Source organism: Pedobacter jaeyakensis (genome assembly GCF_054461315.1).
Genome location: NZ_CM136921.1, coordinates 4,308,619 through 4,329,945, shown reverse-complemented (window position 1 = coordinate 4,329,945; position 21,327 = coordinate 4,308,619). Strand labels below are relative to the sequence as shown.

Here is a 21,327-nt window from a genome sequence, read left to right as displayed (position 1 = left end):
TCCTCCGGGTTCGCCCAAAATAAATTCAAATTTTACTAATTAATTCGTAGGGCAAGCCCCTCGAAAAAATATATTGATCCCCATGGATATTTTATACACGGTAGAAGAAAAATACCTGCAGGCCGTAGAAGAACTAAATTACGGTGAATTGCCAAAAGCACTTCGTTTATTTAACGAAATTATACATTCAGAACCAAACTACGCAAGAGCATATTACCAATTGGGCAGTTTGTACTATAGTCATTTTAAGGATTACCAAACAGCGGGTTACCATTTTAAAAAATGTATTGAAATGGATGAAATGTTTCCAGAAGTTTATGAACACTACCTAAGGTTATTGATCACATTAAAAATGCACAAATCGGTTAAACAGATTGCAGATAAAGCTCTATCTATTCCTGGTGTGTGCAAGGCGGATATTTACCAAAGCCTGGGTTTGTATGCCGAAGAACTTCAAGATTTTAGTTCGGCGAAAGAGAACTATAGGTTAGCATTATTTGCAGCTACCTGTCAAACAGATCATACTGCATACGAAGAGCATATTAAGCGCGTCATTAACAAACAGCAGACCATGGATCGTGTACGTTATACCTTTCAAGAATAATAATCGATGAGTTCAGAAATCTTAGGCATTAGAAAATCAAGTCAATAACCAGTTGCGAAAAATAAACTAATTTTGCTTAGATACTGTTAAGAAGATATGGAATACAGACAATTGGGCAACTCCGGACTAAGGGTGCCGGTTTTAAGTTTTGGTACAGCTACTTTTGGTGGCGGTGATGAATTTTTTAAAGCATGGGCTAGCACACAAGTTGACGAGGCTACCCGCATGGTAAACCTTTGCCTGGATGCCGGAGTAAATCTATTCGATACATCAAATGTCTATTCTGCCGGAGCATCTGAAGAAATATTAGGAAAAGCTATTTCAGGTAATCGCGATAAAATTTTAATTTCAACCAAAGCTACATTTCCAATGGGCGATGGTATAAATGACTTTGGGTCCTCACGTTTAAATCTGATTAAAGCCTGTGAAGATAGCTTAGCACGTTTAGGTACGGATCATATTGATATTTACCACATGCACGGGTTTGACGCTAATACGCCTGTTTACGAAACGTTAAAAGCACTTGAAACCCTGGTTGAAAGTGGTAAAGTCCGTTACATCGCCTGTTCCAATTTTTCAGGCTGGCACTTAATGAAATCTCTGTCCGTATCAGAACGCTACGGCTGGTCTAAATATGTTGCGCATCAAGCCTATTATTCTTTGTTGAATCGCGATTACGAATGGGAATTGATGCCGCTGGCAATCGAAGAAAACATTGGCACGATAGTGTGGAGCCCACTTTCAAGTGGAAAGTTGACGGGGAAATATCGTCGGGATCAACCGATGCCACAAGATTCCAGAATTGCGCAAGGCGGAAATCCTGTAAAAAATAAGGAAGCGGACGATGACAGGTTATATAATATAGTTGACGTGCTGGACGAACTGGCGGAGGAGACCGGTAAGTCTGTTACTCAAATCTCACTCAACTGGTTATTGCAGCGGCCGACTGTTGCTAACATCATCATCGGTGCAAGAAATGAAGATCAGTTAAAACATAACCTTGGTGCCGTAGGCTGGAACCTAACCCTGGAACAGGTTAAAAGATTAGATCAGGTAAGTGACGAATTGCCTTCCTATCCATACTGGCATCAGCGACAATTTCCGATGCTAAAAACCGACCCGGATCTTTACGGGCAGCGCCGTTAAATGGCAGAGGCTTCACTGCTTTGGCTTGAAGTTTTGTCAAGTACGGAAGTATTCCCTTTTACTGCGCAACTTGTGGCAGACAAAACAACCTCATTGTAATTTCTGTAATCTTGTATACTAAAGCTTTCAACGATAATATTATTGTATTCCAATAAAAGCGTTGTCGTGTTTTTTAGCAAATCTTCCATAGCCTATTGCATAGGTGTTGTTTTGTTTATAGAGGAGTTATTCACATTATTGGTAAAAAAGGTGATTTCAGATCTGTAAACAGTGTTTTAAGGCTGCACCATAAAACCGCCTTCAAGTACCCTGTGAAGCTATTTTCAGTTATTTTCAACCCTAAAATAAATGTGTTCTAAATAGGTTATAAGTCCGATATTTACTGATTTATGACAGATTTTTATGGGGGTGCATGCACCATGCTGCACTACCGTAGCATTATAGAATACTTTTCCTTTGCATTGTTAAACATCAGGAAGATGCCGGATGAGAAAAGCTTAAAAAGGTTAATGTTGGAGTTATAAAAACAAGGGGTTTGTAACGGGTATGCAACGGGTCTGTAACGGGTTGGTAACGGCCTAAGCCATTGAAAACCCATTTAAAGCCCGATTTTAACCCAAAATCATGCTTTTGAGCTCATAAAGGCTTATCGAACGATCGTGCAACAAAAACTAATTGTTTATTTATTCACCCATTTAACAACAACAAAAATGGCCAAATTAAAAAAAGGGATTTTAGGTCCCGTATCAGGAAAAATTGGTGCTGTGGTAGGCAGCACATGGAAAGGAATTTCTTACATTAAAGACAAACCAAAGCTCAAACCCAAGCACAAACGAACGGTAAGTCAGGGGCGTATTGATGCCCAACACAAGCTTGTTTACATCACCAGGTTTCAAACTCCGTTTATCCCCTATGTAACGGTTGGGTATGCGCAGCTTGCGGTCTTCAAGACGGAGATGAATGCCCATTGCAAGAACAATTATCGAACAGCGTTTACTGGTGTTTATCCAGAGCTCGCGGTTGATTATGAACAGCTGAAGATCAGTGAAGGGACGCTGCACATGGTAAAAAATATTCAGGTGAGCATCTTGACGCTCGGTAGCTTGCAAGTCACCTGGGATAAGAATGCAGTTAGAGGGACCTCTTACGACGACCAGTTGATGATGGTATTGTATAGTCCGGAACTTCACGAAACCGAAGGGTGTATTGGAGGTGCTCGAAGGGCTGCAGAGAAGCTTAACTTTTCAGTCGACGAAGATTTTGTTGGGCAGCTGGTCCATGTGTATTTCAGCATGACTTCAGTAAATAGAAAGAAGGTTGCTGAAAGTGTGTACTGGGGCACACTGCAGTTGTAATGTGATCGAATCGTTGTAGGTGCAGCAGGGGTTGGTAGGTTAGCCCAGCCCCTACATAGTTTTTAACTATGCCCTTATCAAATTTAATGATTTCCAGCTACTGCCTTTTTCCAGTATATTTATGTAAACCAAGATGGTAAATTAAATCTTATAAATATAAACATGGAAAACGACGCAAATGATATCAGTAAATGTCCGTTCCATAACGGCAGTATGAAACACAGTGTTGCCGGAACGGGCACAAGAAATAAAGATTGGTGGCCAAACCAGTTAAAACTAAATATGCTGCGGCAAAATTCTCCAGTGTCTAATCCGCTGGGAGAAGAATTTAATTATGCTGAAGCTTTTAAAAGTCTTGATCTGGAAGCGGTGAAAGCCGATCTTACGGCACTCATGACTGACTCACAGGACTGGTGGCCGGCAGACTTTGGCCATTACGGTGGCTTGTTTATACGCATGGCATGGCACAGTGCCGGAACTTATCGTGTAGGTGATGGTCGCGGTGGTGCAGGGGCAGGATTGCAACGTTTTGCACCCTTAAACAGTTGGCCAGATAATGTAAGTCTTGACAAGGCCCGCCGACTACTCTGGCCTATCAAACAAAAATATGGAAGTAAGATTTCATGGGCGGATTTGATGATCCTAACAGGAAACGTAGCATTGGAATCCATGGGCTTTAAAACCTTCGGCTTTGCCGGCGGGCGTGAGGATGCATGGGAAGCGGACGAATCCGTATACTGGGGTGCTGAGACTACCTGGCTGGGTAATGACAAGCGTTATGCAGATGGTGCACCCGGCGTAAAAGGTGATGGTGTATTGGTTTCCGATGAGGATGCAGATGGCGACAAACACCAATCGCGCAAGCTGGAAAAACCACTTGCAGCGGCACACATGGGGTTGATCTACGTGAACCCTGAAGGACCGGATGGTAATCCTGATCCCCTGGGTTCTGCCAGAGATATTCGCGAAACATTTGGCCGCATGGCGATGAATGATGAAGAAACCGTTGCACTAATTGCAGGTGGACATACCTTCGGTAAAACACATGGTGCCGCGCCTTCAGACCATGTAGGCAAAGAGCCGGAGGCTGCAGATGTTGAGCAACAGGGTTTTGGATGGAGCAATAGTTATGGCTCTGGTAAAGGGCCTGATACAATTACCAGCGGACTGGAAGTTACCTGGACAACTACGCCTACACAATGGAGTAATAACTATTTTGAAAACCTTTTGGGCTTTGAGTGGGAACTTTCGAAAAGTCCGGGCGGTGCTCATCAGTGGGTAGCGAAAAATGCAGAAGCAATTATTCCTGATGCGTATGATAGTGCAAAAAAGCATTTGCCTACTATGCTTACCAGTGACATTGCTTTGAGGGTAGATCTTGCTTACGAAAAGATATCCAGACATTTTCTGGAAAACCCGGATCAATTTGCTGATGCATTTTCCCGAGCCTGGTTTAAGCTCACACATCGCGACATGGGGCCAGTATCTCGTTATCTTGGTACAGATGTTCCACAGGAAGAACTGTTATGGCAAGATCCTATTCCTGCAGTAAACCATACCCTGGTTGATGGGACTGACATCGAATTATTGAAAGCAAAAATATGGGAAGCCGGTTTAAGTGTGTCTGAGTTAGTTTCTACCGCGTGGGCATCGGCTTCTTCATTCCGTAGTTCAGATAAACGTGGCGGAGCAAACGGTGCGCGCATCAGGCTTGCCCCACAAAAAGACTGGGCAGTTAACAATCCTCCTCAGCTGCAAAAGGTATTGAAAGCGCTGGAAAACATACAGCAGGATTTTAACGGTTCACAAAGCGATGGCAAGAAAATATCTTTAGCTGATTTAATTGTTCTTGCAGGTTCGGCGGCAGTAGAAAAGGCAGCTAGAGATGCTGGGCAACATCTCTCGGTGCCATTTACTGCGGGTCGTATGGATGCTTCACAAGAGCAAACTGACGTGGAATCTTTTGGTTATCTGGAACCAGCAGCGGATGGATTTAGAAACTATCGCAAAACCAAATTTACAGTTTCAACTGAAGAGTTACTAATCGATAAGGCCAATCTGCTTAGCTTAGCCGCTCCAGAATTGACCGTGTTAATTGGTGGTTTAAGGGTGCTTGATGTGAATTACGATGGGTCAAAAAAAGGCGTCTTTACGCAGAAGCCCGGACAGCTAAGCAATGATTTCTTTGTGAACTTACTGGACATGAATACCGCCTGGAAAGCCACTTCATCGGAAAACGAAGTTTATCTTGGAAGCGACCGTAAGACTGGTCAGCCAAAGTGGACCGCTACCCGTGCAGATCTTGTATTCGGCTCTAATGCAGAACTAAGGGCAATTGCAGAAGTTTACGCCAGCAGCGATGCTGCTGAAAAGTTTACAAGCGATTTTATAAAAGTCTGGACTAAAGTGATGAATCTAGATAGGTTTGATTTGAATTAAATATTTGCCCCCTCCATTGTTTAAGCCAATTGAGGGGGCAATATTATTTATTCTGCAAGCTTTACAGGTGTTGAGTTTTTAAGCTCATCTTCATTCACTTATGTCATTAGTTACATTGAAGCCGACCTCAACGAGAAAACAACATTAAACAACACAGCACCAAATCTTGCATGAGTAAGGCTTCTATTTTAATCAGATCGTTGGGATGGCATCCGGGTTTCACCAGTCGAAATACCTTGATTAGCGATTTGCCATAGCTACTTGCATTATCATGTGAAATTTAAAACAATATATATTTATTGATTTACAATATATGTATATTGATTATTTGTATGTTTGCTTTTGTAAATTCAAATTATATGAAAGCAAATTTAACAACCTCACGTATTATCAACATTGTCATTGGTACAGGCATTTTATTATTTATCGGTTTTATTGTAATGATATTCTGGTCTAGTTCTGTAACAAACAGCGATACGACCACGACTATCGATACGGTATATGCCAGTAAGCCCCCTTCTTACGAGGAAAAAGAGTTGCCCCCAATAGATCCGGAAATTCCAGCTACTATGCCTCATGATAAATACATGCATCTAAAAGACAGCATAAAACTTTCTCGCCTATTAAAAAATGGAAATCTGGGAAGTAGCGTAGGAATGGGTTTTGTAAACTTCTATACGATGGTGAGATGTGAGCGTTGTAATTTTTTCACGATGGACGTTCGTGATGCTAAAAATAAAGAATATCTCTTAGGCTTTAGCAGTTGGAAACTTGATACTGCAATTGGAAAGCTTCCTGGTCGTGTTACTTATTATGTGAAAGATGGCCAGTCTTACTTAAGAAAACAGATTTGCAAACCAGATCGTATAAATTCTAACGGCGAAGGATCTTTTACATGTCATGATGTAGATCAAGCTGTGCCTTTTCGAATTGGTGTGAATAACAGGGGGCTTATGGTTCCTGTAGGGGAAACCACTTTTATGATTACCAGGGGTATCGGTATAGGGTTGGGCGTATCATTCTTTATCTACTTTGTTTATTTTGTGATTGGTAGTTTTATAAAATTTCTGGCAGAAATTGCTCAGGGTACACCATTTTCTGAAAGGAATGTGATGCGTTTAAGATTCATTACACTTAACCTGTTGATTATACCGCTAGGTTTATTTTTAATTGATTTGCTTGTACTACCTTTAATTTTCCATTCCTATTTTACATCTGACATTAAACTGGATGCTGAATCCTGGAAGAGTTTAGGCAAACCCGCAATTTTATGTCTTATTTTTGCAACCCTTTATAGAGCTTTTAAAAAAGGAAAAGCGCTAAAAGAAGAAAACGACTTAACGGTATAACCACATGGCGATAATTATAAATATTGATGTAATGCTGGCCAAACGCAAAATGTCGCTTACGGAACTTTGCGAAAAAGTAGGGATTACGATGTCTAACCTTTCTATTTTGAAAACAGGCAAGGCAAAAGCCGTTAGAATTGAAACGCTGAATGCAGTTTGCAGAGCCTTAAACTGTCAACCCGGAGACGTATTGGAATACAGGGAAGAATAATGCAGTTGTACTCTGGTTGTGCTGCAGTCTAAAAGTCATTCAAATTGTATTAAAAATGGATATGCAACGTACTTGCGGAGTACTAGAACAGTTAAATACTACGGCACAGACCAAGTGTTCACCATACAATTAATTATGCTAACTTGATGTTATTATGCGCATCAAAAAATACCTTACATCGGCAATGATAATCATATTGCTTACAAGCTTTAAGCCTATCCAACATGCAAACCTTCAACCTGCAATTGCTAATGCCTATCCTCATGATATCGGAATAGAAAAAGATAAAGATGTGTTGTACGCTGAAAATTTTAGTGATGGAATGGCTAGCATTCTTAAGCGTTATAATGATGTTAAAAATGGCGAGGGGATGGTGTTGGACCATAAAGACCTGCCTAAGGGAAGCAAGTCTGGTAATGCGATAAAGATGACAAGCATAGGTACTGAAAACGATGGCGGTCATTTGTACAAGCAATTCCACACGGGTTTTGATGGCACCATATATCTTCGCTATTATGTAAAGTACCCGTCTGTATCCAAAGGCTATATTCACCACGAATCGGTCTGGCTTGGTGGGTATAATCCTGCAACTTTTTATCCAAACCCAAGAGCAGGTGTATGCGGACTGGGCGATCAGCGTATTTCAATTGCTTATGAACCAGTGAATGAGCCTAACATGGACACCTACCTCTATTGGGGTGAGGGCAAAAGTACAAAAGGAGATAAATGCTATGGCAATGATATGGTTAACGGAAGCCCAACGGCAAAACAATTAACCTGGGACAAATGGATGTGTGTAGAACTGATGATTAGATTGAATAATCCGGTAACTGCTTCCAACGGCGAGTTAAGAGTGTGGCAAGACGGTGTAGAGGTTGGATATTGGGGGCCTGGTTTTCCTAATGGGTATTGGGACGTGGACTCATGGATCAACGACTCAAAACATCGCGCCTTTGGCGGGTTTAAATGGCGCACAACCGAAAAGCTGAACATCAATTACCTTTGGATTGAATTTTATGATGATAAAAGTCCGCGCGGCGAAAACCATTATATTAAATATGCCAATTTAGTAATGGCAAAAGGGTATATCGGGCCAATTAAGAATTGATCAATATCATGTAGCTATTAGCTAAAATGTACACAAAGAAACACAGGGATTCTTTCTAGTCTTACAATTATGAAAATATATAGCGTATTCTTGCGTATCGTGCTGTTCTTAGCTGTTTTTGGACAGAGTCTTAGCGGCGTCCGGGCACAAAGTGGTGATCAGATATTGGATGGAATTGGTGAAACTGGGATGATTGCTCGTTATTTATTTAACGGGGATGCGAAAGACTGGTCCCGTAATAATTTGCACGGAAATCTACGGGGTGCAGGATCAAAGTTTGTTACCGACAATAAGTTTGGAAAAGTCTTGTCGCTCTCTGGAGAAAGCAACTCTTTTATAATGCTCCCAGGGGGCACATTAACAGATTTAGAATCGATCAGCATCTCAGGATGGGTTTACCTGCTTTCAGCCCAACAAGGTCAGCATATTTTTGATTTTGGAAAGGACGCTAAACAGCATCTTTTTGCTGCGGTTACACCGGCGATAGCCCTTAACAAATGGGTACATCTTGCCCTGGTAGTTGATGTTCCTTCAAAATCTATAATTACTTATATTGATAGCAAGCCTGTAGAAACAAAAGATATACCTGCGGAAGTTACCCAAATGCTTAGCCTGCAATCGGGAGGCAGTAAAACACTCTATATCGGTAAATCCCTATCAGCCGGAGATGCCAACCTCAATGCCATGTTACATGATTTTCGTATTTACAGGGTTGCATTGAGCAGGAGGCAGGTTGCAGGTATTTATTACAATGCCCTGAAAGGCACGCAGGAAAGTACGGTCAATGTGGGAAAGTCGGTAGACGAGCTTCCAAAATTTCCTGATACCCAACCTCAACTTTACAATGGCTATTTAACTCAGGTTGCCGATGTGAAATTAGAAACAGAGGTTGGGAACTTGCCAAGGTTACCTAGCTATGTGGATGGCACTTATAAAGATGAGATGAAAGGCCCGAAAGTACGCGTGCTATGGCCTGTCGATACAGACAATTCGTCGGTACTTAAGACTGGAGAATATACAGTTACAGGACGTGTGCCGGGAACAGATTTAAGGCCTAAGGCACTTATAATTGTAAAGGATTCAAAGAGCAAAGCCACGCCAGCTATTAAGTTGCAGACTTTTGATTTAGATCATGTTGCTTTAACGGCTGATGCTCATGGTCATGAAACTAAGTTTATTGAGAACCGTGATAAGTTTATTGAGACCTTAGCTAAAACCGACCCGAACTCATTTCTATATATGTTTAGAAGTGCCTTTGGTCAGAAACAACCCGAGGGTGCAAAGCCTCTGGGTGTATGGGACAGTCAGGATACCAAATTGAGGGGGCATGCCACCGGTCATTATCTTTCAGCGATTGCTCAGGCCTATGCGGGTACAGGGTATGATAAGGCACTGCAGGCCAACTTTGCAAAAAAAATGGAGTATATGGTAAATAGCCTCTATGAACTGTCGCAATTATCCGGAAAGCCAAAAACCGCAGGAGGTAGCTTCGTGTCTGATCCTAAGGCTGTACCTTATGGTCCGGGTAAAACAGCCTACGATTCCGATCTTACTGATGCTGGCATCCGTAATGATTACTGGAATTGGGGCAAAGGTTTCATTAGCGCTTATCCTCCGGATCAGTTTATCATGTTAGAGAACGGAGCTAAGTACGGTGGACAAAAAACACAGATTTGGGCTCCATATTATACCCTGCATAAAATCTTAGCAGGATTAATTGATGTGTATGAAGTGAGTGGTAATAAAAAGGCGCTTGAAGTCGCCACAAACATGAGCGATTGGGTATATGCGCGTTTAAGTGTAATGCCTCAGGAAACACTAATAAAGATGTGGAATACCTATATAGCCGGAGAATTTGGTGGGATGAATGAAGTTATGGCGCATCTATACCGCATCACCAACAAACCTCAGTACTTGAAAACTGCTCAATTGTTTGATAACATCAAGGTGTTTTTTGGTGATCCTGCACATTCCAATGGGCTGGCAAAAAATGTAGACAATTTCCGTGGCTTGCATGCCAACCAGCACATCCCTCAAATTGTGGGGAGTATAGAAATGTACCGCGCCTCTCTTAAGCCAGAATATTATAAGATAGCTGATAACTTTTGGTATAAGATTGTGAACGATTATATGTACAGTATTGGAGGAGTGGCAGGGGCGCGGAATCCTGCAAATGCGGAGTGCTTTATTGCACAGCCAGGAACACTGTATGAAAACGGCTTTTCTGCAGGCGGGCAGAATGAGACATGCGCGACTTATAATATGTTGAAATTGACCAGCGACTTGTTTCTGTTTGATCAGCGTACAGAATTAATGGACTATTACGAGCGTGGGTTGTATAACGATATTCTAGCTTCAGTAGCAGAAAACAGTCCTGCCAATACCTATCATGTGCCGCTGGGACCAGGATCATTGAAGCAGTTTGGTAATGCAGACATGACCGGTTTTACTTGCTGCAATGGTACAGCAATAGAAAGTAGTACCAAGTTGCAGAATTCCATCTATTTCAAAAGTAATGACAACAAAGCACTCTATGTAAACTTATTTATCGCTTCTACTCTTGATTGGACAGAACGAAAAGTGAAGGTTGAGCAAACTACTGATTTTCCGAAGGAAGACCATACCAAGTTGACCATCAGAGGAGGTGGAAAGTTTGCGCTTAATGTTCGCGTGCCCGGGTGGGCAACCAACGGGTATTTTGTAACCATTAATGGAGTGGCGCAAAATCTACAGGCCAATCCAGGAAGCTACCTGGAAATAAGCCGTAATTGGAAAGATGGTGATGTGGTAGAATTGAGGATGCCTTTTCAGTTTCACCTGGATCCGATTATGGATCAGCAGAACATTGCCAGTTTATTCTATGGACCTATCTTGCTGGCAGCTCAGGAGCCAGAGGCGAGAAAGGAATGGCGTAAAGTAAGCTTAGATGCTTCAGACATCAGCAAGTCGATAAAAGGTGATCCTAAGCAATTGGAATTTACCATAGATGACGTAGTCTTTAAGCCCTTCTACGACACTTATGGCAGGCACTCGGTTTATCTTGATGTGACGTTGAAGTAGCGGCTAGATTCTGCCGATAAAACTTCTTGTTAATATCGGTGGAACGTTGGTTAATTCAGGGGTGGTTTCTGGTTGTTTAACTTTTATTTTTGAATTAAACAAAAACTCCCAGATGACTGAAACTTCTAAATCATTCAAACCCTCTCTGTCTTTAATGGACGCAACGATGCTGGTAGCCGGCAGTATGATTGGCTCCGGAATCTTTATAGTAAGTGCTGATATTGTTAGAAATGTAGGCAGCTCTGGCTGGTTAATTTTGGTTTGGGTCATTACCGGGTTTATGACCTTAGCTGCGGCACTTTGTTATGGGGAACTGAGTGCCATGTTTCCAAAGGCAGGTGGGCAATATGTGTATCTAAAAGAGGCATACAACCCATTGATTAGCTTCCTTTATGGCTGGAGTTTCTTTGCCGTAATTCAGACGGCAACCATTGCTGCGGTAGGCGTTGCCTTTGCGAAATTTACTGCTTATGTATTCCCAATGTTCAGTGAAGATCTGGTCTTTGCCGATTTGGGATTTGTAGTCATATCGCCTGCCCAAATACTGGCTGTTGTTATCGTGATTTGCTTAACTTTCTTAAACACAAGAGGGGTGAAGAGCGGTAAAAATATCCAAACCAGTTTCACCTTAGTAAAGCTGTTAAGTCTTGGTGGATTACTTCTTTTTGGCTTCTTTGCTGCAAAAGCAGCCATATTGAAAAGTAACTGGCAAAACGTGTGGGATATGCACAAGTTACTTCCTTCCGGACTTAAAGAAGGCTACACTTTTGTGCCGGCATTGGGTGCTGTTGCCGCCGCCATGGTAGGCTCTATTTTTAGCAGTGACTCCTGGCATAACGTAACCTTTATTGCCGGTGAGGTAAAGAACCCCAAAAGGAATATTGGCTTGAGTCTTTTTCTTGGAACCTTGATTGTGACCATTATATACGTGGCTACCAACTTTATGTACACAGGCGTACTTTCTTTGCAGGATATCGCCGCTGCGGAAAAAGACAGGGTGGCCATTACGGCTTCTAGTGTTATTTTTGGTAACTCTGGTACCATGATCATCGCATTGACCATCATGATCTCTACTTTTGGTTGTAACAATGGTTTGATTATGGCCGGTGCGCGAGTGTATTATACCATGGCAAAAGATGGCTTATTCTTTAAAAAGGCAGGTACCTTGAATACGAATTCGGTTCCTGGCTTTGCACTATGGATTCAGTGTATTTTTGCTTGCTTGTGGTGCTTTAGCGGAAAGTATGGTGATTTATTAGATATGATCTCCTTTGTGGTAGTCGGATTTTACATGCTAACCATAGCCGGCATATTTATTCTTAGAAAGAAGAGGCCAGATGCCGATAGGCCTTATAAGGCAGTAGGATATCCTGTTTTGCCCATCCTCTATATATTAATGGGCTTGGCCTTCTGTATTTTGCTGATCATCTTTAAGCCTAAGTTTACCTGGCCAGGATTAATTATAACCCTGGCCGGTATCCCAATATATTATTTAATTCGAACTAAAATTATAAAAGAAGACACGATTTAATATTATACCCTTATTTTTTGAGGTCGTAGAACCTCCAGCTGGTTTTAAAGTCTTTCGTTAAGTTCTGTTTCGTAAGGATGGCCCTAAGCATTTCTATTGTCATGTTGTTTTCTTGCATGATGGCGTCATGGAATTGCTTAAAGGTCATCTTTTTAGAATCTACCAATTCTTTCTTTAGTGCCCAGATCTGTAGTCCGCCGGTTAAATAGCCAACCTGGTATAATGGATCTGTCCATGGTGCGATAGAACGTCTTACTTCTCCTTCTGCGTTAGCACGTTCATGGCCTACACGGTCTACCAGGAAGTCGATGCATTGCTTTGGCGACCAGTTGCCCAGTTGGTAATTTAAGGAGAAGATAATTCTTGCACAGCGATGCTTTCTCCAGAAAAGCATACCGATGCGCTCTTCAGGGGTTTTTGCAAAGCCCATGTCATAAAGCAATAATTCCCAGTATAATGCCCATCCTTCCATCCAAAATGGCGTGTCGAAGTTGCGATGGGTATTGTACCTGCGCATCATGAAATACTCCAGGTTATGACCCGGAATTAACTCATGCTGAACCGTACCTCTGGAGAAGTATGGATTGTTCCCGCGCATGCTCATCATCTTGTCGTCGTATTCCATACCCGCAGTCGGGTAGGAAATGCTGATCTCGCTTCCACCTGTAAAAAATGGGTTTACCAGTTGTCTTTGTGGTGTCATCATGATCATGCCCCAGGTTTCTTCTGCAAGAGGAGGGATGGTGATCAGGTCTTTTGGTTTAATAAAGTCGAGGGCATCATTGTATAGTTTTACAATGAGCTCCGGCTGTTTGCCTGGTGCAACGTAGGTGTTTTTTACCTTTTCCATTGCTGCCCGCCAATCAGTACCCAAACCCATTTCTTTTGTGGCAGCCAGCATTTCTTTATCGCACCATGCCAACTCTCTATTGGCCATTTCAATGAGTTCCTCAGGAGTGTAGGCGATCATTTCCTGGTTTAGCTTTCTCACTATTTCTGCGCGACCAACAGGATTTCCAACCAGCGTGGGGTCTTCGTTTTTAGCGGTTTCTGGTGTCTTAACGTTTTTAGCTATGTTTCTCGAATAGACGTGTAATAAGCTGTCCGTTACCTTATAGGTAGCAGGTACCCACCAACTGTACATCGGATCATATTGATTGTAGAAATCGAATGAAGTCTTGTTCGCTTTTCTTAGATCACGACCAATAGTTGCTGCATACATTGCAGTTGCCGGCTCTAGTTTTGGACTCACTGCTCCTGTGGCAGTTAAGGTTTTCAGTTGCTTATTTATGGTGTTGAGTTGTTCGGCTATCTTCTGACCTTCAACGGTTGTTCCCCTCCGGCTTAATTTTTCCAGGGAATAGAGTTGATCAGCGAATGGAAACAGGCCTTTTACTTTCTCGTATTCCGTTTCGCTTTTGCTTAACTGCAATAAGGATTCTTGTAAATCTCTTTTGAACAGTAGGTAATCAACCTTATCACCTACGGTAAAGCTATTGAAATCTTCTGCTTCAAGCTGTTTGAGGTAGTCGTTGGCTAGTGTTTTAAATCTTGTTCTGGTTTCTGGGGCTGTTTGTATGGTGTAAAAGTCACGGAGCAGGTACGTGTCTGCCTGATAGTGCTCCATGATGACAGCAATCTTCTTGGTTTGTCCCTCACTCTGTAAGATTACAGTGAGCACAAGTGCTGTAGTTAAAAGGGATTTGATTTTCAGCATATTGATTGTAATTGATGGTTTTCATATTGGGCTAAAAATCCAAACGGCCTTTCCTCTCCAGGAAAAGCCGTAGGACTAACATATTTACTAACCTAAGTCTATATGTGCGTTTATTTGTGCGTTACGTCAGTGAATTTTACCTGGATCACATAGGTGCCTTCCAGTTTCAATTGCCATGACCATCTTGGGTTTACAGAGAATGTTCCTTTATCGGGAGTAAATTGAGGACCGTCTATCGTTACGAACTGACTTGGAATTCTGTAATACATCAAGAAGCCCCAGTCAGTACAGCAATCAACGTATTTAACCAAAGGAAATGGAGCAATCTCGAAATCACAGATTAATGCGGTATCGGTTTGAATCACCTTATTAAATTTAGCGTAGTTTTCAAACACAGGTCTATCACCTCTTTTAATAATTTCACCTGCTTTCGGGTTAAACGTTCTGCCATTTTTATCTACCATTTTCAGGATAGCTCTCGCTCCTGTATTTGCAATTTTTGTACAGGTGATTATTGGATTCTTATGCGCAGTTGCAGCTCCAGTCTGATCGCTAAAACCATTCGCTACAGCGTCTGTAATTACAAATAGATCTTCCGGTTTTGGGTCTTGAACGTCAACTGTTGCTATCGACTTAAAAAGATTTACCCGCGTTTGGTTAGTCATTTCAATATCAAACGTATATTTCCCTAACGGAATATTCGCTGATGCTTTGTTGAAAGAAAGCTGACCACTTTTCTCATTAAACGTCATAGGAAGTGTTTTTATGGTCTCCCTTTTTTTATTTAACAGTGCAACAGAGGTATCTGTTTCCGCATTAAAAGACTGACCAGGTTTAAATACAGTGATTTCATACTCAGTTGTAAACTCCTTTGGTGCAGGACTTCCATCCAGATTTCTCAAATTCAATAATTTGAAGGAATATGGCGGTGTTGAGCCATCTGCGTTGAGTTGATCTGACTGGTACAATGTTAATCCGCGTTTTGCGATCAGATCGCCGTTCTTGTAGCGGACATTAGTACTCTGAAAACCTTTATCAATTTTTGAACAGGCAACAATGCTAGCCAGCATCATAAAGCCAATTGTGTATTTGAATTTCATATTGTATAGATTTAATTAGTCTAGGGACATTGCGTTAAAGAATAGGCGGTGATTTCCGCTCAGTACGTGAATGATCCCGGTCTTCGTGACAATTCCAGAAGTTTGAACCTCAACCACTCTGTCAATTTGGTCGTCAGGTATGCTGTTAGGGTCCAATTCATTCGCGTCAACTGTGCCAATCACTTTTACATAATTCACATAATCAACATAGTTTAGGTAATTCGAGTATTCAAAGGATCTTCTCATTCTAATCATGTATTGAATATTGGGTTGAGCTCCCAATAAACTATTATATAATTTACCTGAAACAGTAATTTGGTCTCTGTTGATTTGTCCGGCAAACAGGTAAGTTTTTAATGAATCGCTTAGCTCTTTAACGGGAATGTCTTTGATGCCAAAATCAAAGTTTTCATTGCCAATCTGTTGAGCTCTTTCGCCTTTTTTAGCCTTTACATAATCGACAATTCCGTAGTTAGTGGTCACAAAGAAGGTCACATTTCCGTTAACCGCGTCTTTCAGTCCAGCCCTGTCAATTACCTTTACCAGGGAGTCAAATTTTGGGTTTGATTTTAAGTAATCATATGTGGTCATGTCCACATATGCTTTACTTACGCCCCCGTCATTTTTGTAATCGTCTTTCTTGCATGAGGCAAGTATGACCACACAAAATATAATACAAATGCCTATATATTTTTTCATAATTTTTATGTTTTTGAATACCATCAACTTAGTTTACACTTTGCCTAACCAGTAACTAGTCTGTTTTAGATTCGGGTTTTGCCTGAATAATGCAGGGTCTAACGGGAAGTAAAAACCTTCTCTATTGAACCTGTCCAGAGTAAGCCAGTCGACCGTCGTTCCATATTTTCTAGTCCTTAATAAATCATAGAAAAGATGTCCTTCAAGAAATAATTCTTTACTACGCTCCTTGATGTATTCATTCATGACAATGTCTACACTTTGTCCGGCAGGGATCAATGTCGGATTTGGGCTATTTCTCGTTCTAAAACCGTTGATAATGGTTCTGGCTGTAGGCGCATCACCTTTGTATAATGCAATTTCTGCCTTTAAAAGTTGCATGTCGCTCAATCTGAAAACAACCATGTTATTGCTCAGGTAAGCATCCAGTTTTTGACCTGGATTGCGATAGATCACATTAGAATACTTAACAGTGATTGGCTTAGCGGCACCTCTCAAAGCAAAGCCTTCTTGAAAACGCACGTCTAATGTGTCTGCACCAAAGTTATCGCTGAAGTATCTCGGAACTACAAAGAATCTTCCCTCACTGCCGTAGTTATTGATGTACGTGCTGTTCAGAAATCTCGTTCCAATATTTGAAGAAGAGCCTTCCAGCGTGTTTTCGCTCATATTAAATTCAAAGATGCCTTCGCTGGATCTGCCCACAAATATGTCTCTGTATTTTGCTGCATCAGCAGGCTTAGTAATGGTGTTCGCATATCCGCCTTTAGAAATTAGTGCATTAATGGTCGTGTCCGCGCTATTTACATCTGTCATGATCGGTGTGCTTGTAACCGTGGTCATGGTTGCTCTCCAAAGGTAAAGGTGAGCTAATAATGCATAAACTGAACCACGATTAGCAGTAACCTTCGCATCGCTGGAGTTTGAATACGACCAGGTTAACAACTCATAAGCTTTATGACAATCGTCTTCAACTTGTTTCATTACCTCCACTTTAGGACTCCTTGGCAATTGTGGTGCCGTCAATGGATCTTCATAAGCTTCAGTTACAATTGGTACATCTCCCCAAACTCTAACTAGCGAAAAGTAGGCAAGGGCACGCAGAAAATATGCCTGGCCCAACATGTCTCTTTTAAATTGAGCTGGACTCTCCGCATCTTTTAATTGCTCTTCCGTCATTTTACCGATGTTTAATAGCGCGATGTTAGACATAGCTATCGATTTATAATAAACGGTGTAGTTACCAAGGGTATTTAAGTTATACTGGAACGTAAAGTCCCCATTTTGTATTCCTTCTAAACCATCACCATTGTATTGGATGGTAAAATAATTCTTAGCAATTGCATCACCATACATGTAGTATCTATTCTCCTTATCTGTGAATGCATTTCTTAGCAAGGCATAGTTGCCTGCAATGGCGCTTTTTGCATCCGATGAAGTTTTCCAGAATACTTGTTGGTAGGTTGAGTTTTTTGGTTCTTGTGTAAGTAATTTTTTGCATGAACTGGTGGCTGCAACAACCAGCAACAAGCTTGCTATACCTATATTTTTAATTATGTTTTTCATTATTATTCGTGTTAAAATTGAATATCAAGACCTAGAACGAATTTTTTTGGAATAGGATATCCAGTTCCCTTATACTCTCCATACGGATTTACCGCTTCTGCATCTGGCAATTTTTTTGATTGCTGGAACATCGCTAAATTATCCACAAGTGCATAGACATAGAATTTGCCAAAGCCCATTTTTTTAAGTGTGTTTGATGGAAGGTTGTATCCTATATTAACACTTTTGATCCTTAGATAGCCCCCCTTCTCTAAGAAGAAAGTTTGCGCAGATGTGTAATAGTATCTGTAAGTTCCAATGTCATATTTCGCATAATCTGCAACATCACCAGGCTGTCTCCAGATATTGATTTTGCTAAAATCAGGAGTTGAATAGCTCGCGAAGTTACTTATCGCATTTCCATCTTGAGAATTGGCGAAGCGATCTGAATCAAATAGGTTCAAAACATCGCGGTCAAGAGTAAAAGTTGCAAAAACACCGAGGGTAAAGTTTTTATAAGTGAAGTTGTTGCTAAAACCGCCTGTCCATTTTGGATTTGGATCGCCTACTGGCAATTTATCAGGATTGATGCCGTCGTTGAAAACATCTACCATAAAGTTTCCATCTAGATCTTCAAGGTAGAAATCTCCTGCGCCGTACTCACCCTGACTGCTGTATTTTGCACCAGTTAAAGGATTTACAGGAACATCACTTAGTCTCGAATAGACCCCTTTAGTTCTGTATAAATAGAACGCGTTAAGAGGGCTACCTACAGAAAGGATGTGCGATTTGTCGAAACGATCACCACTGAAAACGATATCTCTGTTTCCGTTAGGGAGGTTCATGATGGTATTCTTGTTGTAGGAGATATTGAAATTGGTATTCCATTTGAATCCTTTTTCAATTGGGGTAGCTCTTAAGGAAAGCTCGTAACCATTGTTACGTACGCCTAAAGCATTTGTTTTGGCTTGATCGTAACCAGTTGTTACCGGTAACAATACGTCAAATAGCAAATCTGTTGATTCTTTGTTATACGCATCAAGACTTATTCCGTATCTGCCATTTTTAAATTCGATGTCAGTACCGATATTCCATTGTAAGGATTTCTCCCAACTGAGGCTATTTTGTGCCGCACCGTTAACAAAGTTCGGAGTGATGGCTGTTACTCCATTATAAGAAGTCGCCCCAAGGTTGCCATTATAGCTTCCGTTATTAACATTGTATATGTTGTATTGAAGGTAATTTTGTCCTAATCCTTTAGGTAAATTCCCGGATCTGCCGATACTGGCTCTGATCATCATTTTAGTTAATGGGCTATTCTCCATGTCCTTCATGAATTTCTCTTCCGTAACAAGCCATCCTAAAGTAGCTGATGGGAAGTAAGCCCATTTATTGTTCTTTCCAAATTTAGAAGACCCATCAGTCCTTGCAGTGAATGTCACAAAATACCTGCTGTCGAAGTCATAGTTTCCTCTCGCATAATAAGATACCTGGCCGAATGCCTGATAATCGGAATTTGCTAATATTCTTGATTGTTGATACCCTGAAACTGTTTGAATGTTATCGGAAGCCCCACCAAAGCCAGCTGCGGTAGTGGACTGGTTTTGAGTATAATCTAAATCCTGGCCCAAAACAAAGCTCACACTGTGTTTGCTAAACTGGTTATTGTAGGTAAAGTAATTTGACGTTCTTGGGCTCAAAGTTACATCGGTAAAGCTATACGATGAATTTCCCAGCCCGTTGTTCAATAGACTCGTTAAACTCCTGTCTCTTCTGGTGTTATTATACAACATCGAATTTTGCGAATTAAAGACCAAGTGTTTCCCGAACTCATAAGTTAAATTCAAGTTAATGGTCAACTGGTTGCCGATATTCTTATCCAGGTTGCCGCTTGTCGGATCCAAGTAAAATGCTGCTTTTTCTGGTGATAAGTTAATTAAAGAAGATGGCATGTTTCCAGCACCCAGTCTTATTGGATTTGCCGGGTCATTCGGATCACCGTTTCCTCTCGCTCTATCAGTTCTTGAAAAGTAAAACATTGGGCTGATCAATAGTTTTTGATTTGCCGCGCGAGTAGACATAGTTAATCTTGTGGAGTAACGTTTGAATCCTGTGCCTTTAACTACACCCTCTTCATTATAATAGCCGCCGCTAAAACGGTAAGTTATTCCATTGTCACTACCACCGCTAATACCTAAATCGGCATTCTGTGTATATGCTCTCTTGTAGAACAAATCCTGCCAGTCAGTATTTGCATTGTATGCAGGGTTAAGACTGTCAGTAAGAATTGCAGGCAGATTTCTTAACTGGTCATAAGTCAATTGTCTCTGTAAAATGTCCAATTTCTGTCTCCTTTCGGTGGTACCCAATGTGGCATCTCTTAGATTTGGACGTTCAACAAAGCCTGCAAATGAATTCAATGTAATTCTAGGCTCGCCGCTAACTCCTTTTTTTGTAGTGATCATGATTACCCCATTGGCGCCTCTTGACCCATAAATAGCTGCTGCTGCTGCATCTTTAAGTACGTCAATACTTTCAATGTCAGCCGGATTTATGCCCGCTAAATAATTGGTACCTGTACCGGCGCCTGGTGCAGTGAATTCCTCTGCTGGTTGTGGAATTCCATCAACTACGTACAATGGAGTGTTAATCACGTTATATTCATTGTAGCTGCTGTTAATCTGCGAGTTACCCCTTACCGATACTGTTGGTGCCGCGCCAGGTTGCCCAGTGAAATTCTGTACGTTTACCCCAGCGAGACGACCTTGTAGTAACTGGTCGAAACTTGCAGTTGGCAAATTGGCTAACTCTTTACCAGAAATACTAGAGATCGCTGAAGTTGATTTCTTTCTGCTGATGGTCTGGTATCCAACCATCACCACTTCACTCAATGTCTGGTTGTCTTCAGCAATGTTAAAAACTAGGGTTGTTTTTCCTGCTGCGGAAAGTTCTTTGGTGACGTAACCGATCATCTTTGCTTCAACGATGGCATCTGGTTTTGTCAATTTTAACGCGAACTTTCCATCAGCGTTGGTCATTGTTCCATTTTTTGTTCCCTTTTCCATAACGGTAACACCGGGAACTGGTTTTTTCGTTTCATCAAGAACGGTACCCGTAAGACTGCCCTGGGCAAAGGCATGCCAAGGTATAAGCAGGTAGAAGAAAATTCCAAATAAAACTTTGGTCGTAATTTTGGTAAAATTTTGGTTCATAAAATTAGTAGTTAGCTTAGTTAACAGATGTCTAAAAGTATATCCATTATTTTACAAACAATTAGCATATTTTAACATTTGTCAGTCGTATTTTACTGTATTTTATGTTAAATTATGGCTACTTAGTGTTATAATTACACTTAGCCTATTTTATTTGCCGGTATTTTTGCGATAATATAATTTTTAAGCGATTTATTATTAACTGGAAGTGTTATTTCTAGTTTATTTTTTCTTTTATCTTATTTATTGAG

The 21,327-nt window shown here is 41.1% G+C and carries 15 protein-coding genes; 9 read left to right on the top strand and 6 right to left on the bottom strand.

Translation table 11 applies throughout. The annotated features are described in order from the left end of the window. The first annotated feature begins 82 nt into the window (after positions 1-82). Both ACXZ1K_RS19090 and ACXZ1K_RS19085 read left to right on the top strand, forming a co-directional pair. Entirely contained in the window at positions 83-604 is a 522-nt protein-coding gene (locus ACXZ1K_RS19090; protein WP_458971283.1) for a tetratricopeptide repeat protein, read from the top strand. A 96-nt stretch (positions 605-700) separates the two neighbouring features. Next, positions 701-1,750, top strand: coding sequence for an aldo/keto reductase (locus ACXZ1K_RS19085; RefSeq protein WP_458971282.1), 1,050 nt, complete (start codon positions 701-703; stop codon positions 1,748-1,750). Here the strand turns inward: ACXZ1K_RS19085 and ACXZ1K_RS19080 are convergent. Further along, the gene (locus tag ACXZ1K_RS19080; RefSeq protein ID WP_458971281.1) at positions 1,747-1,938 is read right to left on the bottom strand and encodes a hypothetical protein; all 192 of its coding nucleotides are present in this window, start codon (positions 1,936-1,938) and stop codon (positions 1,747-1,749) included. The two genes, ACXZ1K_RS19085 and ACXZ1K_RS19080, sit on opposite strands and share 4 nt — an antisense overlap. Positions 1,939-2,460: 522 nt before the next feature. Between ACXZ1K_RS19080 and ACXZ1K_RS19075 the strand changes: the two genes are divergently transcribed. From ACXZ1K_RS19075 to ACXZ1K_RS19045, 7 genes are all read left to right on the top strand, one after another. Beyond that, entirely contained in the window at positions 2,461-3,105 is a 645-nt protein-coding gene (locus ACXZ1K_RS19075; RefSeq protein ID WP_458971280.1) for a DUF6266 family protein, read from the top strand. Between the two features lie 162 nt (positions 3,106-3,267). Next, positions 3,268-5,544, top strand: a complete 2,277-nt coding sequence (gene katG / locus ACXZ1K_RS19070; protein ID WP_458971279.1) for a catalase/peroxidase HPI — start codon at positions 3,268-3,270, stop codon at positions 5,542-5,544. Between the two features lie 359 nt (positions 5,545-5,903). Next, positions 5,904-6,893, top strand: coding sequence for a DUF2975 domain-containing protein (locus ACXZ1K_RS19065; protein WP_458971278.1), 990 nt, complete (start codon positions 5,904-5,906; stop codon positions 6,891-6,893). A gap of 4 nt (positions 6,894-6,897) precedes the next feature. Beyond that, a complete protein-coding gene (locus ACXZ1K_RS19060) occupies positions 6,898-7,104 on the top strand; it encodes a helix-turn-helix domain-containing protein (RefSeq protein ID WP_458971277.1) in 207 nt (68 codons plus the stop codon). A 154-nt stretch (positions 7,105-7,258) separates the two neighbouring features. Then, the gene (locus tag ACXZ1K_RS19055; RefSeq protein WP_458971276.1) at positions 7,259-8,212 is read left to right on the top strand and encodes a hypothetical protein; all 954 of its coding nucleotides are present in this window, start codon (positions 7,259-7,261) and stop codon (positions 8,210-8,212) included. A gap of 69 nt (positions 8,213-8,281) precedes the next feature. After that, entirely contained in the window at positions 8,282-11,272 is a 2,991-nt protein-coding gene (locus tag ACXZ1K_RS19050) for a beta-L-arabinofuranosidase domain-containing protein (RefSeq protein WP_458971275.1), read from the top strand. Between the two features lie 112 nt (positions 11,273-11,384). After that, positions 11,385-12,803 (top strand): APC family permease, encoded by a 1,419-nt coding sequence (locus ACXZ1K_RS19045; RefSeq protein ID WP_458971274.1) that lies wholly within the window; start codon positions 11,385-11,387, stop codon positions 12,801-12,803. 10 nt (positions 12,804-12,813) lie between these two features. On the opposite strand, the gene ACXZ1K_RS19040 is transcribed toward ACXZ1K_RS19045, so the two are convergent. The 5 genes from ACXZ1K_RS19040 to ACXZ1K_RS19020 all read right to left on the bottom strand — a co-directional run bounded on the left by ACXZ1K_RS19040 (position 12,814) and on the right by ACXZ1K_RS19020 (position 21,076). Beyond that, positions 12,814-14,520: a DUF885 family protein gene (locus ACXZ1K_RS19040; protein ID WP_458971273.1), complete on the bottom strand. Its 1,707-nt coding sequence runs from the start codon at positions 14,518-14,520 to the stop codon at positions 12,814-12,816. A 110-nt stretch (positions 14,521-14,630) separates the two neighbouring features. Next, positions 14,631-15,620, bottom strand: coding sequence for a hypothetical protein (locus ACXZ1K_RS19035; RefSeq protein WP_458971272.1), 990 nt, complete (start codon positions 15,618-15,620; stop codon positions 14,631-14,633). Between the two features lie 15 nt (positions 15,621-15,635). Further along, positions 15,636-16,319, bottom strand: coding sequence for a hypothetical protein (locus tag ACXZ1K_RS19030; protein WP_458971271.1), 684 nt, complete (start codon positions 16,317-16,319; stop codon positions 15,636-15,638). 33 nt (positions 16,320-16,352) lie between these two features. Next, positions 16,353-17,885, bottom strand: coding sequence for a RagB/SusD family nutrient uptake outer membrane protein (locus ACXZ1K_RS19025; protein ID WP_458971270.1), 1,533 nt, complete (start codon positions 17,883-17,885; stop codon positions 16,353-16,355). An 11-nt stretch (positions 17,886-17,896) separates the two neighbouring features. Continuing rightward, a complete protein-coding gene (locus tag ACXZ1K_RS19020; RefSeq protein WP_458971269.1) occupies positions 17,897-21,076 on the bottom strand; it encodes a SusC/RagA family TonB-linked outer membrane protein in 3,180 nt (1,059 codons plus the stop codon). Positions 21,077-21,327 lie beyond the last annotated feature (251 nt).

Bases quoted from the DNA above. Each gene is read 5' to 3' on its own strand.
- ACXZ1K_RS19090 (WP_458971283.1), top strand. From the start codon at position 83: ATGGATATTTTATACACGGTAGAAGAAAAATACCTGCAGGCCGTAGAA.
- ACXZ1K_RS19085 (WP_458971282.1), top strand. From the start codon at position 701: ATGGAATACAGACAATTGGGCAACTCCGGACTAAGGGTGCCGGTTTTA.
- ACXZ1K_RS19080 (WP_458971281.1), bottom strand. From the start codon at position 1,938: ATGGAAGATTTGCTAAAAAACACGACAACGCTTTTATTGGAATACAAT.
- ACXZ1K_RS19075 (WP_458971280.1), top strand. From the start codon at position 2,461: ATGGCCAAATTAAAAAAAGGGATTTTAGGTCCCGTATCAGGAAAAATT.
- katG (WP_458971279.1), top strand. From the start codon at position 3,268: ATGGAAAACGACGCAAATGATATCAGTAAATGTCCGTTCCATAACGGC.
- ACXZ1K_RS19065 (WP_458971278.1), top strand. From the start codon at position 5,904: ATGAAAGCAAATTTAACAACCTCACGTATTATCAACATTGTCATTGGT.
- ACXZ1K_RS19060 (WP_458971277.1), top strand. From the start codon at position 6,898: ATGGCGATAATTATAAATATTGATGTAATGCTGGCCAAACGCAAAATG.
- ACXZ1K_RS19055 (WP_458971276.1), top strand. From the start codon at position 7,259: ATGCGCATCAAAAAATACCTTACATCGGCAATGATAATCATATTGCTT.
- ACXZ1K_RS19050 (WP_458971275.1), top strand. From the start codon at position 8,282: ATGAAAATATATAGCGTATTCTTGCGTATCGTGCTGTTCTTAGCTGTT.
- ACXZ1K_RS19045 (WP_458971274.1), top strand. From the start codon at position 11,385: ATGACTGAAACTTCTAAATCATTCAAACCCTCTCTGTCTTTAATGGAC.
- ACXZ1K_RS19040 (WP_458971273.1), bottom strand. From the start codon at position 14,520: ATGCTGAAAATCAAATCCCTTTTAACTACAGCACTTGTGCTCACTGTA.
- ACXZ1K_RS19035 (WP_458971272.1), bottom strand. From the start codon at position 15,620: ATGAAATTCAAATACACAATTGGCTTTATGATGCTGGCTAGCATTGTT.
- ACXZ1K_RS19030 (WP_458971271.1), bottom strand. From the start codon at position 16,319: ATGAAAAAATATATAGGCATTTGTATTATATTTTGTGTGGTCATACTT.
- ACXZ1K_RS19025 (WP_458971270.1), bottom strand. From the start codon at position 17,885: ATGAAAAACATAATTAAAAATATAGGTATAGCAAGCTTGTTGCTGGTT.
- ACXZ1K_RS19020 (WP_458971269.1), bottom strand. From the start codon at position 21,076: ATGAACCAAAATTTTACCAAAATTACGACCAAAGTTTTATTTGGAATT.